13 protein-coding genes and 1 pseudogene are annotated in these 16,300 nt (G+C 37.5%); 9 read left to right on the top strand and 5 right to left on the bottom strand.

The annotated features are described in order from the left end of the window. The first annotated feature begins 20 nt into the window (after positions 1-20). The 8 genes from dnaN to gpsA all read left to right on the top strand — a co-directional run bounded on the left by dnaN (position 21) and on the right by gpsA (position 8,933). The gene (gene dnaN / locus ACFIMW_RS01375; protein WP_375607853.1) at positions 21-1,142 is read left to right on the top strand and encodes a DNA polymerase III subunit beta; all 1,122 of its coding nucleotides are present in this window, start codon (positions 21-23) and stop codon (positions 1,140-1,142) included. Between the two features lie 20 nt (positions 1,143-1,162). Beyond that, entirely contained in the window at positions 1,163-2,296 is a 1,134-nt protein-coding gene (gene recF / locus ACFIMW_RS01370) for a DNA replication/repair protein RecF (protein WP_375607852.1), read from the top strand. Positions 2,297-2,351: 55 nt separating this feature from the next. Then, on the top strand, positions 2,352-2,804 hold the full coding sequence (gene aroQ, locus ACFIMW_RS01365) for a type II 3-dehydroquinate dehydratase (protein ID WP_375606189.1): 453 nt from the start codon (positions 2,352-2,354) through the stop codon (positions 2,802-2,804). Positions 2,805-2,935: 131 nt separating this feature from the next. Beyond that, complete coding sequence (cyoA, locus tag ACFIMW_RS01360; protein WP_375607851.1) at positions 2,936-3,907, top strand: ubiquinol oxidase subunit II; 972 nt, start codon at positions 2,936-2,938, stop codon at positions 3,905-3,907. An 84-nt stretch (positions 3,908-3,991) separates the two neighbouring features. After that, positions 3,992-6,010 (top strand): cytochrome o ubiquinol oxidase subunit I, encoded by a 2,019-nt coding sequence (gene cyoB, locus ACFIMW_RS01355; RefSeq protein WP_375607850.1) that lies wholly within the window; start codon positions 3,992-3,994, stop codon positions 6,008-6,010. Continuing rightward, positions 6,007-6,675, top strand: coding sequence for a cytochrome (ubi)quinol oxidase subunit III (locus tag ACFIMW_RS01350; protein WP_375606191.1), 669 nt, complete (start codon positions 6,007-6,009; stop codon positions 6,673-6,675). The genes cyoB and ACFIMW_RS01350 overlap by 4 nt, the downstream gene beginning before the upstream one ends. Next, the gene (gene cyoD / locus ACFIMW_RS01345; RefSeq protein ID WP_375607849.1) at positions 6,675-7,523 is read left to right on the top strand and encodes a cytochrome o ubiquinol oxidase subunit IV; all 849 of its coding nucleotides are present in this window, start codon (positions 6,675-6,677) and stop codon (positions 7,521-7,523) included. Before ACFIMW_RS01350 ends, cyoD begins: the two co-directional genes overlap by 1 nt. 402 nt (positions 7,524-7,925) lie before the next feature. Next, positions 7,926-8,933 (top strand): NAD(P)H-dependent glycerol-3-phosphate dehydrogenase, encoded by a 1,008-nt coding sequence (gene gpsA, locus ACFIMW_RS01340; protein WP_375607848.1) that lies wholly within the window; start codon positions 7,926-7,928, stop codon positions 8,931-8,933. A 1,049-nt stretch (positions 8,934-9,982) separates the two neighbouring features. On the opposite strand, the pseudogene ACFIMW_RS01335 reads toward gpsA, so the two are convergent. The 4 genes and pseudogenes from ACFIMW_RS01335 to fabA form a co-directional block, all read right to left on the bottom strand. Beyond that, positions 9,983-10,283: pseudogene (locus tag ACFIMW_RS01335) on the bottom strand (Arm DNA-binding domain-containing protein); the annotation flags it as partial. A gap of 658 nt (positions 10,284-10,941) precedes the next feature. Next, the gene (fabI, locus tag ACFIMW_RS01330) at positions 10,942-11,760 is read right to left on the bottom strand and encodes an enoyl-ACP reductase FabI (protein WP_375607847.1); all 819 of its coding nucleotides are present in this window, start codon (positions 11,758-11,760) and stop codon (positions 10,942-10,944) included. 48 nt (positions 11,761-11,808) lie between these two features. Then, the gene (gene fabB / locus ACFIMW_RS01325; RefSeq protein ID WP_375607846.1) at positions 11,809-13,029 is read right to left on the bottom strand and encodes a beta-ketoacyl-ACP synthase I; all 1,221 of its coding nucleotides are present in this window, start codon (positions 13,027-13,029) and stop codon (positions 11,809-11,811) included. Positions 13,030-13,087: 58 nt separating this feature from the next. Further along, positions 13,088-13,597 carry a 3-hydroxyacyl-[acyl-carrier-protein] dehydratase FabA gene (gene fabA, locus ACFIMW_RS01320; RefSeq protein ID WP_375607845.1) on the bottom strand — a complete coding sequence of 170 codons (510 nt, stop codon included), beginning with the start codon at positions 13,595-13,597 and terminating at the stop codon, positions 13,088-13,090. A 233-nt stretch (positions 13,598-13,830) separates the two neighbouring features. Here fabA and irrA point away from each other — a divergent pair, with 233 nt between their 5' ends. Next, positions 13,831-14,343 carry an iron response transcriptional regulator IrrA gene (irrA, locus tag ACFIMW_RS01315; protein ID WP_375607844.1) on the top strand — a complete coding sequence of 171 codons (513 nt, stop codon included), beginning with the start codon at positions 13,831-13,833 and terminating at the stop codon, positions 14,341-14,343. A 46-nt stretch (positions 14,344-14,389) separates the two neighbouring features. Here the strand turns inward: irrA and ACFIMW_RS01310 are convergent, their stop codons facing one another. Beyond that, the gene (locus tag ACFIMW_RS01310) at positions 14,390-14,950 is read right to left on the bottom strand and encodes an SH3 domain-containing protein (protein WP_375607843.1); all 561 of its coding nucleotides are present in this window, start codon (positions 14,948-14,950) and stop codon (positions 14,390-14,392) included. Positions 14,951-16,300: the final 1,350 nt, after the last annotated feature.

The following is a 16,300-nucleotide window of genomic DNA, read 5'->3' as shown; positions in this document are numbered from 1 at the left end:
GTAAATCATACGAGGCTTTTATGCGCATTACAGTTGATCGCAGTCAATTTCTCAAGTCTCTAGGTCGTGTTCATCGTGTGGTAGAGCGCCGTAATACTGTTCCTATTTTATCGAATGTGCTGATTGATGCAGAAAATGGTCGTGTGCAGTTAAAGGCAACAGATATTGATTTAGAGGTTACAGAATCTTTTACGGTAAATGTTGAACAAGCTGGAGCAATAACTGTTCCAGCACATTTGCTTTATGATATTATTCGGAAACTGAGTGATGGCAGTGAAGTTGTATTATCCGTTGATGAAAATCAAGCAAGTACAATATCTGTTGTTTCGGGTTGTGCACATTTTCAGCTTCAATGTCTTCCGAAGGTAGATTTTCCAGAGTCACTTCCTGGGCAGTTTGGTTATCGCTTTTCTCTATCGGCATCAGGGTTAAGGCGTTTACTTGATTGTACACAATTTGCTATTTCTACTGAAGAAACCCGTTATTATCTTAATGGTATTTACTTCCATGTTGTTAATGATGGTGTTTTGAAACTGCGTTTGGTTGCAACGGATGGTCATCGTTTGGCACAAGTTGAGATGGAAGCTCCTTCAGGAGTTGAGGGAATGCCCGGTGTTATTGTTCCCCGTAAAACTGTAGGAGAGTTGCAGAAACTTCTTTCAGAAGAAAATGATGGTGATGTATGTATAGAGCTTTCAGAGACAAAGATTCGTTTTTCTGTGGGTTCTGTTATTTTTACATCAAAGTTAATTGATGGAACATTTCCAGATTATCAGCGCGTCATCCCTCTTGGAAATGATAAAGAATTAATTGTTAATAGGCAGGGTTTTTCTTCTGCAGTTGATCGTGTTTCAACGATTTTAAGTGATCGGGGGCGTGCAGTTAAGTTAACGATTGAGCATGGACAGTTAAAGCTTATCGTTAATAGTCCTGATTCGGGCAGTGCAGAAGATCAATTATCAGTAACTTACACATCTGAACCGCTTGAGATAGGGTTTAATTCACGTTATCTTTTGGATATCGCTGGGCAGCTTTCAAGCAATGAGATGGTTTTTATGTTGGCTGAGGCTGGAGCACCGGCTCTGATTCGTGATAATGATGATGCAGATGTGCTCTATGTGCTGATGCCTATTCGCGTTTAGGGGCAATTGTTTTGCAATGCATGGCGAGTCGTGTGCACAAAGTGGCAGTGAGGCAGCTGAAGCTTTTACGTTATCGCAATTATTCTTTTTTTAATATTCATTTTTCGGGTCAGCATGTGGTTTTTACTGGCCATAACGGTGCTGGTAAGACGAATCTTTTAGAGGCGTTATCTTTTCTTTCTCCTGGTCGTGGTTTGCGACGTGCTGCTTATTCTGATGTTAGCTTTGTAGAGGGCGGAGGTGAAGGATTCGTTGTATTTGCACGTCTTGAATGTGCTCTTTATGGTGAAGTAAAGATTGGTACAGCTTTGGAGGTTAGCGATAACAGTCGAAAGGTCCATATTAATGGTGTGAATGAACCAGGTGATTGCCTAACAGATTATTGTCATATTAGTGTCCTAACACCGTCCATGGATGGTCTTTTTACAGGTCCTTCACTTGAGCGCCGTAGTTTTTTGGATCGTATGGTTTTAGCGATTGATCCCTTGCATAGGCGTCGCATAGCCGATTATGATAGAGCTATGCGTGCACGTAATCGCTTATTTTTGGATGGAAATGAAGATTGTGCTTGGTTTGATGCTTTAGAAAAGCAAATGGCAGAATTGGCGACAGCTATTTCTGCGGCGCGTGTTGATGTTATTCGGCTTTTAAATGACATGTTTACACAAATGCCGTCTCATATACCTTTTCCACGAGCTTTTTTGCAAATTGATGGTTTTTTAGAAACAGCTCTTAGTGAAATATCAGCAACTGAAGTTGAAGAACAATTTTGTGATCAATTACGGCATAATCGCGCAATGGATCGTGCTGCTGGTCGGACGTTAGAAGGACCACATCGTGCAGATTTGCAGGTTTTTTATGCTGATAAGAATATAGCAGCAACATCTTGTTCAACAGGTGAACAAAAAGCGCTGCTGACAGGTTTAGTTTTATGTCATGCACGTCTAACAGGTATGATGTCGGAAAGGGCTCCCATTCTTCTTCTTGATGAAATGGCTGCTCATCTTGATTCGCATCGACGTGCTGCTTTATTTGATATTCTTGATGATTTAGCTGTGCAAACATTCATGACAGGAACAGATCGTGTTTTATTTGATGCCTTAAAAGGACGCGCAGAATTTTTTGAGATTAAGAATGGAGCTTTATTGCTGTAAAAAACATGCTAAATATCTTTCTAATAAGTGATGACTCTGAAAGAAAAGGCTTGCTATGTCAGAGATAATAACGATTTTAAATGGTCCTAATTTAAATTTTCTAGGTCAACGTGAGCCAGGAATTTATGGAACTGAAACTCTAGAAGGTATTGAAAAAAGATGCAGAGAATGGGCAAAAAAAAATGATATCATAATAAATTTTTATCAAAGTAACTGTGAAGGGCAATTAGTAGCATGGATACAAGAAGCAATAGAGGCAAGTTCTGGATTGATCATTAACCCAGCGGCTTACAGTCATACATCTGTTGCACTTCTTGATGCCCTAAAAATGTTTTCAGGGCCGAAAGTAGAAGTTCATTTATCTCATATTTATCAGCGTGAAGCTTTTCGTCACCATTCTTATACATCTGCAGGTGTAGACGCTATCATAACTGGGTGTGGAGGTGATGGATATCGGTTTGCACTTGAGTATATTGCAAAACAATTAAGCAAAATAATTAATTTGTGATAGGTAAAGAGCAAACGTTGGATAAGAGTAGTATTGGCATTGAATTCACTTGATAATTATTTTCAAATCTGTACAATATTAAGGTGTTATATTATGACAATTTTTAGTGCGTATGACGGGGGTAAATGAAGATGAAAAGCTTTGTTAGACAATTAGAGATGCTTGTGATTTTAGGGGGAGCACTGCTTTTGTCTGGTTGTAAAATTGATGTTATACAGCCATCAGGTTATGTTGCACGTCAACAGTTAATTTTGATTGTTGTTTGTGTGGCTGTTATGCTTTGCGTTGTCATTCCAGTAATGGTGAGTGTGGTATTTTTAGCTATAAAATATCGTGCATCGAATGTGAAAGCGGACTATTCTCCTGATTGGGCGCATTCAAATAAAATTGAAGCGTTGATGTGGAGTATTCCCATTGTAATCATAATGGTTTTAGGTTCATTAACAACTTATTATACCTATAAGCTTGAGCCTACAAATCCCCTTCCAGTAGAGGTGGTGGGTGAAGGAAAGCCATTGCAGATTGATGCTGTAGCTCTTGATTGGAAGTGGCTTTTTATTTATCCTGAATATGGTGTTGCATCGATTAATGAAATTTACGTGCCTGAAGGACGTCAAGTTTTATTGCAATTGACGTCAGAGAATTCTGTCAATGCCTTTTGGGTTCCCAAATTGGGTACGGTTCTTTACGCTATGCCGCAGATGAATGCTAAGTTGCATTTGGTCGCTGAAGAACAAGGGGTATTCAAAGGGACCTCAGCAAATTACAGTGGTGATGGTTTTTCGGGTATGCGGTTTAAGTGGCATTCTGTGTCTTCGCGGGATTTTGAGGATTGGATTGTAAAAGCTCGGGCTAATGGTCGATTACTTGATCGTACATCTTATCGTCAACTTTCTATTGCGCCTCGTATGGGTGATATTGCTGCGAAGGAAAAAGATGCTGAAGTTCGTTATTTTGCACCTGTTGAGAAGCGGCTTTACTATCGTGTTGTTAATCGATGTGTCGATGAAAATACGGTGTGTAATGAAGATTTAATGAAACGTGCTGCTGCTCAGACGCTATGGGGTGCACTGTGTTCAGTATTTGATCCTGATGTTATTTAAAGGGTCAATAGAGAAAGAGCCCTTTTAATATTTTTAATATAAGGTTTCTTTTAAACTTAAATTTCATTTGAAATGGGTTGAGAAATGTTTGGAAGACTTACAGATCCTACGGCAGGTGCTTTTCATGCGCTTGCACATGAACCGATCGTTTTGTATACATGTATTGCGATTGTTTTGGTTGGTTTAATTGCTGTCGTTGCTCTGACAGCGCTTGGGTGGTGGGGAATTTTATGGCGAAATTGGATTACAACTGTTGACCATAAGCGCATAGGCATAATGTATATAGTTCTTGGAATTATTATGCTTGTTCGCGGTTTTGCGGATGCACTTATGATGCGAACGCATCAAGCTTTAGCTCTTGGGAGTGAAACAGCAGGTTATTTACCTCCTGAGCATTTTGATCAAATTTTTTCGGCGCATGGTACGATCATGATTTTTTTCATGGCTACGCCTATTTTATTTGGTCTTTTTAATTATCTTATACCGCTTCAAATTGGTGCGCGTGATGTTGCTTTTCCCTTTGCAAATAATCTGGGTTTTTGGATTACGGCAGCTGGGGCGATTTTGATTAATATATCCCTAGGTGTTGGTAATTTTGGTCGTGGTGGTTGGTTGATGTATCCACCTTTTACAGAATTACAAACGAGTCCAGATACAGGGGTAGATTATTATTTATGGTCTCTTCAGCTTTCTGGTATTGCAACAACAATGGGATCAGTGAATTTTATTGCAACGATGATTAAAATGCGTGCTCCTGGAATGACAATGATGAAAATGCCTATTTTTTGTTGGAGCGCTTTTGTCAGCAATGTTCTTATTGTAGTTATTTATCCTGTCTTAACTGTTGCTTTTGCGCTCTTGGCATGTGATCGTTATTTGAACATGAATTTCTTTACTAACGTTGGTGGTGGAAATCCAATGGTGTGGATTAATTATGTTTGGGTTTTTGGTCACCCTGAAGTGTATGTTTTGGTTGTTCCTGCTTTTGGCATTGTGTCTGAAGTTGTCTCAACTTTTTCTTCAAAACGCCTCTTTGGTTATACTTCCATGATATGGGCCATGGTGGTTATTTTGATTCTTTCGCTTCTTGTTTGGGGACATCATTTCTTTACAATGGGTGGTGGTGAAGCTGTAAATACCTTCTTTAGTATTGCTACGATGATCATCGCAGTTCCAACAGGTGTAAAAGTCTTTAATTGGCTGCTCACGATGTATAAAGGTCGGATTCGCTTTGAGCCTCCAATGCTTTGGTGCATGGGAATGATCTTTACGTTTGTTGGTGGTGGGTTAACTGGTGTTTTATTATCTATTGTTCCTGCAGATTGGCAGTTTCATAATTCGCTCTTTTTGATAGCGCATTTCCATCATACAATTATTGGAGGTGTGGTTTTCGCTTATTTAGCAGGGCTTGCTTTTTGGTTTCCAAAAGCTTTTGGTTATAAACCAAATCGCATACTAGGTATTGCATCTTTCTGGTGTTGGTTTATTGGTTTTTACCTTGCGTTTTTCCCTGTTTATGCGCTTGGTTTAATGGGTGCAACACGTCGTCTCCAGCATTACATGGAACCTAGTTGGCAGCCGATGTTTATTATTGCTGCTCTAGGTGCTTTTATTATCTTGCTTGGTATCCTTTGTTTTGTGTTACAGGTTGTTTTGGCGATTTGGTACGGTATTAAGCATAAAGGTCACCTACCGGTAACGTTGAATGATTCTTGGGGTGATGCACGTACACTTGAATGGTTTACCTCTTCACCGCCTCCTGCCTACAATTTTGCCCTCCTTCCAAAGATACAGTCTGATGATGCTTATTGGAATATGAAGAAAAGTGGTTATCAACGTCCGACAAGTGGATTCACAAAAATTCATATGCCGTCGAATACATCGGCTGGAATTATTGCGGGATTCTTCTTATTAGTTGTTGGTTTTGCACTTGTTTGGCATATTTGGTGGCTTGCTGCTGTTGGACTGATTGGTTTTATTGCAACGCTTGTGTGTCATTCATTAACAGGTGATCATCATGGTTACTATATTCCAGCTGAAGAAGTGCAAAAAACTGAAGATGCCTTTACGGCTGTTCTTAAAGAACAAGGAGTGACAGTATGAGTGCTGTAACAATGAATAACGCGAGTACTATAGATGAACTTCACCACGATAGTAGCTCGGTAATGACGTTTGGTTTTTGGGTCTATATTCTTTCAGACTTAATCCTGTTTTCGACACTGTTTTCAAGTTTTGCTGTTTTTTCTGCTTCTTATGGTGGTGGTAAAGCGGGCAGTGAGTTTATAGATTTAAAGTTTGTTTTGGTTGAGACTGCTTTCTTGTTGTTTTCATCCGTCACTTATGGCTTTGCAATGGTACAAGCACATAAAAATAACATCAGTGGTGTGCGTTTATGGATGGCTATTACCTTTGTATTGGGGTGTTGCTTCATTGGTATGGAACTTTACGAATTTCATGAACTTTTGAGTGAGGTTTTTTATTTCGATCCAAATGCTTATGCGGGTATTGATCCTGCAACAGGTTTACAGCTTTTTGGACGGGAGATACTTTCTGCTTATTGGTCAGCATTTTTTGCTTTGGTTGGCACCCATGGTCTTCACGTGAGTGTTGGTCTTCTTTGGATGGTCGTGATGTTTTGTCATCTTCGTCGTAATGGTTTGGATCAGGATAATAAAACACGTTTAGCGTGCCTTTCCATTTTTTGGCATTTACTTGATATTGTATGGGTTGGTGTTTTCACCATGGTTTATCTATTAGGAGCGTTGTGATGAGCATGCAAAATGAAACACATGGTCCCAGTACTGGTTCCTATTTGGTCGGTTTTATTCTGGCTGTATTTTTCACCTTGGGTTCTTTTATTCCTGTGATGTATGGAATGATGGAAAGTTGGGCAGTCAGTACAAAAGTTGCATATCTTATTGGGATGGCGATTATTCAGATTGTAGTACAAATTGTTTTCTTTTTACACTTGAGTTCTGGTCCAGATGCCAAGTGGAATTTAAATGCGTTATGGTTTGCTGCTATTTGTGTTTTTATTATTATTGGGGGTACATGGTGGGCTATTTCTCATTTGAATTATAATATGATGGGTGGCTCAGGACGTGTTATTGAACCGGAAATATCAAGTAGAGATGGTTCTTCAGTATCTGAGCCGTTATCAAACAAAGATATATCCGTAAGAAAACAGCCAGAAAAGATACAGGGCTCAGAGGTGCCAATGGAGCATGTACCAAGTACGCATTCTCCTGTAGATCAGATTCCTGGCTCAGAGGTGCCAATGGAGCATGTACCAAGTACGCATTCTCCTGTAGATCAAGTTCCTGACTCAGAGGTGCCAATGGAGCATGTACCAAGTACGCATTCTCCAGTAGATCAGGTTCCTGGCTCAGAGGTGCCAATGGAGCATGTACCAAGTACGCATTCTCCTGTAGATCAGATTCCTGGCTCAGAGGTGCCAATGGAGCATGTACCAAGTACGCATTCTCCTGTAGATCAGGTTCCTGGTTCAGAGGTGCCAATGGAGCATGTACCAAGTACGCATTCTCCTGTAGATCAGATTCCTGGCTCAGAAGTGCCAATGGAGAAAGTACCAAGTACGCAATCTCCTGTAGAGTAGTTGTTTGAAATATCTGTGGAGCTGATGCGGCATGTATCGGCTCTTACAGGTGTCATTGCAGGGATTCGTAGGATATAAAAAGGGCTAAGTACAAGATATCGGTTGAATGAGTACCATGGTTTTGAATATGCTTTTATTTTAAATGAGAAAGTCCATGGAATATTTAGTCAAGCTTTAATTTTTGAGACAAATAGCTATGGTAGAATATACAAAAATTATATTTGTATGGTTCAGTACAAATAAAGAAGGTTTGAGAAACAAGTTTTATGGTATGTTAGAGAAAGCTACGAAAAAGTAACATTTTTAGATTTACAGGATTTATATTAGAAGATAGCATTGAAGTTATTGGTAATAATAATATGCGATTAAAATCAAAAATTTAGAGAATAATCAGAAAACTTAATGAAAACCGTTGCAATGACCGTTATTGGTGCTGGTTCTTTTGGTACTGCATTAGCAATTGCTCTTGCTCGTAATGGTCATAATGTTTTACTTTGGGGATATAATTCTCAACATATCAAAGAATTACAGGAACAACGTTGTAATCAAGCATATTTACCCGATATACGATTTCCTGAAAATTTATTACTTGAAACTTCACTTGAAACTGCAATAACAGCAAGTCACAATACATTAATTGCTGTTCCAAGCCATGTCTTTCATCAAGTTTTGTATAATATTCAGCCTTATTTGGATCAGCATTCACGTGTTATTTGGGCAACGAAGGGGTTAGAACATGGTACAGGACGTTTCTTACAAGAAGTTGCTCGTGAGATTTTAGGGGAAAAAATTCCTTTAGCTATTTTTTCTGGCCCCACTTTTGCTAAAGAACTGGCTATTGGTTGGCCTACTGCAATGACGATAGCAGCTTCTGATGTTGTGTTTGGTAAAGAATTGCAGCAACTTTTTCATTGTGACAAAAATTTTAGAGTTTATAAAAGCTCAGATATGATTGGTGTTCAATTAGGGGGAGCAGTTAAAAATGTTATTGCTATTGGTGCAGGAATATCAGATGGCATGGGATTTGGGGCAAATGCACGAATAGCTCTCATCACACGAGGACTAACTGAAATCAGTCGTTTAGGGGGAGCTATGGGGGCTAAGCTTGCCACATTTATGGGAATGACAGGCTTAGGTGATTTGGTTTTGACATGTACTGATAATCAGTCGCGTAATCGCCGTTTTGGAATACTTCTTGGTGAAGGAGTAGATATAAAAGAAGCGGAAAAACAAATTGGTCAAATTGTGGAAGGATACTTAAATACCAAGGAAGTATATACATTAGCACAACGTATTGGGGTGGAGATGCCAATTGTAGAAGAAATTTATCAAATTCTCTATTGTGGTAAAAACATAACTGAAGCGGCTAATGCATTACTAAGCCGCACTCTCAAGGACGAAATATATTGATATCCGGTGTTTCTAAATAATTCCAATCATAAAAAATAGAAATATGCTATGATAGAAATATAAAATAGATTGTATTGATGATTGTAATCATATTGCAGCGAATTGACAGATTCATATATTCGATTCTCTATAAAATATGGCTGAAATATAAAAGCTTTGACTCTTGTCTAATTCATTTCTTTGAAAATAAATTATATTGTTTCTACTTACACATGTTGATGTAAGGTTAATTAAAGAGATATTTTTATTTTACACTTATCTCGCAATGATATTTGCAAACAGAATAATAGAAGAGATGCATTGGAAAGCAGGAGCATATTTATGGTAGGTATAGGCTAGAAATATCATTGCTATTATACAATATTATCTACTACTTTTGGTGTTTGAGATGTTTTAGTAATGATATTTACGCTTTTTCTTTTCCCACATGTCAATTCTACATTGTATATGCAAGAGACGTTTTTTTTAATTCTAAATGTAAAAGTCTGAAATTGAAATAATGTTATTGTATTTATGGTTCTCACTTAAACTAAAAAATGATGTGATTACAAAAATAAGAGGTTAATCTACATTCATAATTTATTGTGTTTTTATATTGAATTAATCAAAATCATTTACTTGTTACAAATGGGGTGGCATGTGGATAAAAGTTATTTAAAAAAGGAATAAAAATACTTCTAATGAATTATCTCAAATGTCAAGGGATATTGCAACATTAGGATTTAGCAAGTAAAATGATGGTGTTGGCTTTATTATCCGCATAAACGTCAAGATTATGGTGTCAAAAGGCTGTTGTATACTTCACAGAGATTTTAATTATATATTCACGGATATCGTTGTGAAATGGAATTGCATGCATTGAGAGATGCCTTTTTAAAAAAGTAGGTGAATGAGCAACAGAAATAGTATTTTAGGGTGTTTTACTTTACCTGATGCATTAGTTATGCCTTCTATTAAAGAACGTGCAAAACAAGAGTGTGATGTAAGGCGTAATCGCCATTATTAAAAAAATATTGATGTATATGCTTTTAAAAACCGTAAAATCTCATTAAAGAATGGAGATTACGCATTGCCTCGCGTTTTTGTTTATTGCGTTCTTTAATAGGGTCACGTCCTTCGCGAAGAACAGAGCACTATAGGGTTACACATTAACGGGCTTGTTTTAAAGAAACGTTTCTCAAGGTACCCAAACCTATTTCACGATGACACTCATTGAAGGGTATTAACGGTAAATCCATTGAGCACCCCCATCTTTACGCTTATGGAGAAGCAATTTGGCACCATCATTATATTTGTCATCCCCCAATGTTGCGACCGCCTTAGAACTTAAAGATGGTTCATAAGAGCTATTTTTAATCTTTTCTTGTACAGTTTTTACTCACACGTCAGCCCCGCTTTTGACGTGCAAGGGAATGGGTTTGATTGATTCAAGATAAACAGGTTTGAAATAAGAGTATCTTACAACATTCAGGTCTATCATTTAACTTACAAAACAGAAAATTATTATTATAAATCAATATATTGTCAATGAAGGATGATAAAATTAATGATTGATTTCTTTATGCCTTCATATTCTTCCTAAATTAGGTTGTATTTACGTTATCAAGGATAAATCAAACGATAGGCAATATTTTCTTTAATTTAATATACAAAAGCTAAGGGTTTCCATACTCCTAATTTCTGTCTCAAACTATATCGGCATGAGGGGTGGATATTAATCTACAGGCAACAGTAAAAACGCCTGCTTTAGTAAGGTAAATAACGTCATAAAACACAAAATTTAACTAAAATGAACTGAAGAAGTATTCCAGTTTTTTATAAAATAATTTGCGAAACAACGGGCGTCATACACTTTGTTTTGTGTTTACTTACTCTTACAAACATCTACATACGTTCCTTACATCATATTTTTATGAGCTAATATACCATTATAATGCAGAAGAAGCACTCAATACGCGACTAAAGTACTATGCGTATGATTAATTTTATTTTTTTAATGTGATGATTTTTATCCTTCTTGGGCATCGTCACTTTTTTTCAGTTCTTCAAGTATTGGCATAGACATGATGTTATAGCCTGAATCAACATAATGGATTTCACCTGTAACGCCTGATGATAAATCAGAGAGTAGATAAAGAGCAGATTTTCCAATTTCATGAATATTCACGGTACGACGTAATGGGGCATTACGGCGTTGATGTGAAAATATTGCCCGTGCAGCTGCAATACCATTACCTGCTAAGGTTCTAACAGGACCAGCTGAAATTGCATTGACGCGGATATTTTGAGGACCAAAGTCCGCTGCTAAATAACGTACCATAGCTTCTAAAGCAGCCTTAGCAACGCCCATGATGTTATAATTAGGGACAACTTGCTGTGAAGCACCATAGGTAAGGGTTAGAAGTGTTCCTCCATTGGGCATAAGTTTACCCGCACGCTGGGCAATTTCAGTAAAGGAATAAGCTGAAATCACCATCGTGCGTTGAAAGTTTTCACGTGTTGTAACATCAACGTAACGCCCTTTTAGCTGAGTTTTATCTGAAAAACCAATGGCATGGACAATAAAATCAATAGTTTCCCATTCTTTTTTAAGTTGCTCAAAGACGTAGTCAACATTTTCAATTTTTTCAACATCGCACTCTAGCACTAATTTGCAGCCAAGTTTATCGGCTAGGGGCTGAACACGTTTTCCGAAAGCATCTCCTTGATAAGTCAATGCTAATTCAGCTCCTGCTTGCGCGAGTTGACAGGCAATACCCCAAGCAATTGAATGGTCATTCGCAATTCCCATAATAAGGCCGCGTTTGCCCTCCATCAAACCTTTCATATTATTCTCCGTAAGACCGTACTTTTTTCAATTACTAAGCACTTTCGTTTATACATAGCGTTGGAAAACTAGTGTTGCATTGGTACCGCCAAAGCCAAAAGTATTTGACAATACGGTATTCAGTTGTTGATGATCACGTCGTTCACGAACGATTGGCATATCAGAAAAAGCTGGATCAAGTTCTTCAATATGGGCACTTTCACAAATAAAATTATGATTCATCATTAACAATGTATAGATTGCTTCGTGAACACCTGCTGCTCCCAAGGAATGTCCTGTTAGAGATTTGGTAGCAGAAATGGGGGGACATTGATCACCTTCTCCAAAGATACGGCGGATAGCTTCTATTTCAGGAGGATCACCAACAGGGGTTGCTGTTGCATGGGGATTAATGTAATCAATTTTATTATTGACAGTTGCAAGGGCCATGCGCATGCACCGTTCTGCTCCCTCTCCTGATGGGGCGACCATATCATGTCCATCGGATGTAGCTCCATATCCAACGATTTCTCCATAGATTTTTGCACCACGTGCTTTAGCAAGTTCTAGATCTTCAAGGACCAAAACGCCAGCTCCTCCAGCAATGACAAAACCATCACGATTGACATCATAAGCACGCGAAGCTTTTTGAGGGATGTCATTATATCTGCTAGACATAGCGCCCATCGCATCGAATAAAACAGAGAGTGTCCAATCCAAATCTTCGCAGCCACCGGCAAAGACGCGCTTCTGTTTACCATATTGGATCATTTCATAAGCATTACCAATACAATGATTGGAAGTAGCACAAGCTGAAGAGATTGAATAGTTTACCCCTTTTATTTTAAAGAAAGTTGCCAGTGTTGCAGATGCTGTAGAACTCATCGCTTTAGGGACAACAAAAGGTCCAACACGTTTGGGACCTTTTTGACGTGTAATGTCAGCAGCTTCTACGATTGATTGAGTTGAAGAACCTCCAGAGCCCATAATAATACCCGTGTGTTCGTTTGATACTTCATGAGGCTCTAGACCAGCATCTAAGATTGCTTGATCCATAGCAATGTGATTCCATGCTGTTCCACGTCCATGAAAACGGAGAGCACGTCGATCTACGAGCTCTTCTATATTAATATCGGGTTTTCCATAAACTCTGCTACGAAAGCCTAATTCGGCGTATTGAGGTGCGTAAGAAATTCCGGATTTTGCTTCACGTAAACTGGTTAAAACAGCTTGGGGCCCATTTCCAATCGCGGAGACAATTCCCATTCCGGTTACAACAACTCGACGCATTTATACCTCCTTGTTCCATACAGAATAGTAAAAAATTCTTTCTGAATGAAAATAACGTTCAATCTTCTTTAAATAAAGCAACGCGTAAATCATTCGCTTTATAAATAGTCTCTCCATCTGCTTTTAGCCACCCATCAGCTATTCCTAAGACTAAATTTCCACGCCGAATACGCTTGAAATCTATTCCATATTCAAGAAGTTTGGTTTGTGGAGTTATCATACCTGATAACTTTACTTCACCTGTTGATATCGCTCTTCCTTTCCCTGGTTCGCCTAGCCAACCAAGAAAAAAACCTGTTAATTGCCACATACCATCCAGTCCAAGACATCCTGGCATGACAGGATCACCTATAAAGTGACAATCAAAGAACCACAGGTCTGGTGTAATGTCAAATTCGGCACGAACCATCCCTTTATCGTATTCACCACCAGTTTCGCTAATTTGAGTGATTCGATGAATCATCAACATTGGCGGTGCCGGCAATTGCGCATTACCTCTACCAAACATTTCACCGCGAGCACAGCTTAGAAGCTCTTCATAAGTGTAGTGAGACTTTTGTTTAGCCATTGTTACTCCATTTATTTGCATATATCTTTATTTCTGCGCTTTTCCCGAACCTACTTTTAGAGCAAATTTTAAAGAGAGGGAAATGATTTTATATCATTTTTAATGACAAAGTCCCTTTTTTATGTATTCTGCATAGGTAATTATTTAAAAATGAAATACAAGATTACATCACATTATTCGCATTTTTTTGTATTTTGATCTTATTTACACAGAAATATATTTTGGTTTGTAATATGTCAGTGAGTGCAGATAATTTTGATATGAATGAAGAGCAACAGTCCACAAAAGAGTGTAGAAAAGTTGTGCAATATTATTCCATTTCTATGTTAGAAAAACGTTTGCGTCAAAATGGTTTGCGTCCAACACGTCAGCGGTTAGAACTTGCACATATGATTTTTTCTCAGGGAAATCGTCATGTTACTGCTGAAGAGCTCTATGAGGAGGCGGTGAGGGCAGGCGTTCCTGTATCTTTAGCAACAGTTTATAATACGCTTCATCAATTTACGGAAGCGAGATTATTACGTATTATTGCCGTAGAAGGTTCGAAAACTTGGTTTGATACCAATACTTCTGATCACTACCATTTTTATATAGAAGGCGAAAATCGTATTCTTGATATTCCATGCAATTTGGAAGAAGCTCCCATTATTAGAAATTTGCCTGAGCCACCAAAAGGTATGGAAATTTCACATGTTGATTTGATCGTGCGATTGAAACCAAAAAATCAATCTTGTGATAGGGAGTGAGCATGTTCAATGAGGAATAAAAATTAAATTTGATGCGTTTAAGCATTCACCAACCTTTTATTTTTTCATCAGGATAGATCCCCCATAACTGAGGTTGTTGAAGCCACCCATGAACATTATTAATAGTGATTTCGCACCATTGTCCATCGCATTGGCGGATATTACCAATGACATTAGGCTCTACTTCTGCCACGAGTTCTGCGTTGTCGGTGGGGTTTTTTCGTAGCATCAGTCTTTTTGTTTTATCTTTTTGCCATGGAAGAGTTATAGCAGTTCGTTTTCCCGATAAAAGCGATTGATATACCCATCCCTCATCACCTTCTGCATCACGAATTTTGCGCCATTGATCATATTCTTGGATGATTTCAATAGGTAACCCCTTCTTTTGGTAGGTAAAAATGATAGAATAATTGCTTCCTGGTCCGACGCGTACATTAACACGGGTAGGTTTAATCGAAGCAAATCGTGGAAGTGGTAAACCACTGGGCCCTAAATTTTGATTAAATGTTTGTGCATGCAACAAATGAGGTGAACCCAATACAATGACTTTTGCTATTAAGAGACATGATAAAAGCCTTGAAACACGAAACCAACGAGAATTTTGCAAACTTAACTCCTTTATTTCGTCATATATTGGAAATTTAAAATCTGGAAGATAAGACTAGAAACTGATAAAAATTATGACATATTGCTCGTTAAAGAGATCTAAACGATGCAAAAATTATTACGAGAATAGTAAAATAAGGGAAACAAAAGTTTGAATTTCTTAGCGCTTATCTTTTTTATGAGGAGATGACTGTAAATAAAATTGGATTTTTATGGAGCTATATGCGTGATAAAATAGTAAAGTATATTGCGGCCATAGCAGTTTTGTACAGGAGATCAGGGCTAAAGTATTGTATCTCTTTTCTGAGTTTATTTCTCGAAATAAAAGTAAAGGTATGCATATTCTAAGCAAAAAACTGTTCAGTAAAGGGATTATTGTGTGGTTTGAAAAGACGTTTTAAATGAACAAAATAATACGATGAATGAAGCATTTAAGCGTAAAAGTATGAGAAACCATTATAGAGTAAATTGCTATATGAAAGGCTAGATTTTAACAGGACAGTTTTCCGTAATAATCCATTTTATAAAATTTGCTATACTATAATCTTATGCCATGATAATGCTTATCCGTATGGTAGATAAGCTGAATCCATTATTCTACTTACCAGCCTCTCAATGTTATATGCAGTTTTATTATTTATAGCGTTCCTAAGAAGCATTTTTATTCTTTTTTATAGCTGTTAGTTCCATTTGTATATGAATCACACTTGTGATGTATAAGCAAAAACTTTGATTGATTCAATATGAGAGGGTGTATGATGAGAGCTTTACGGTATTCATAGTTATTATTTGATATGAAAAACGCTTACTTATAATAATAAATCAATACGTTATACATTTTAATCGTTATTTAAATTGTAAAAATATTTTCATAAAAAATGATAAGATAAGGCACATATTCACACATATTAAAATCACAGTGGTTTCTTTGTTTATTGTCAATTTTCTTTTATACTGAGTTAGAGAAAAAGAAAATTAAATGAAATATTCAGGGGAAGGTTTGCTCGATACGCTATGAGGTGAATAACATAATTGATGAGGGGAAGAAATTTATCAAGAAAAACCAATCTGTAATGCAGTGGTTAAAATTCTTCCCTTTGTAAAGGGATAAAATCAAGAGATATCGAAAATTATGGAATCATTTCATTATATAAGTGAAGGGAACGAGGATTATGTATTTTATATCATATCTCTACACATACATAATCGCATATTGCAATAGTGATTTGTGCTTTGCAATATGATCTAGAATTTTCGAAAGATACAGAATATTTTAATAGAAAAAAAGAAAACCAGCACGTGAGCGGTACATAAGAAAGAGCTATTTAAGAGATGAAAAACTACAGCAAAA

The sequence above is a fragment of the Bartonella sp. AC329YNZD genome (assembly GCF_042196685.1).
GTDB lineage: Bacteria > Pseudomonadota > Alphaproteobacteria > Rhizobiales > Rhizobiaceae > Bartonella.
Note: the sequence above shows the minus strand (reverse complement) of the source record. Positions and strands in the feature narration are given on the sequence as shown.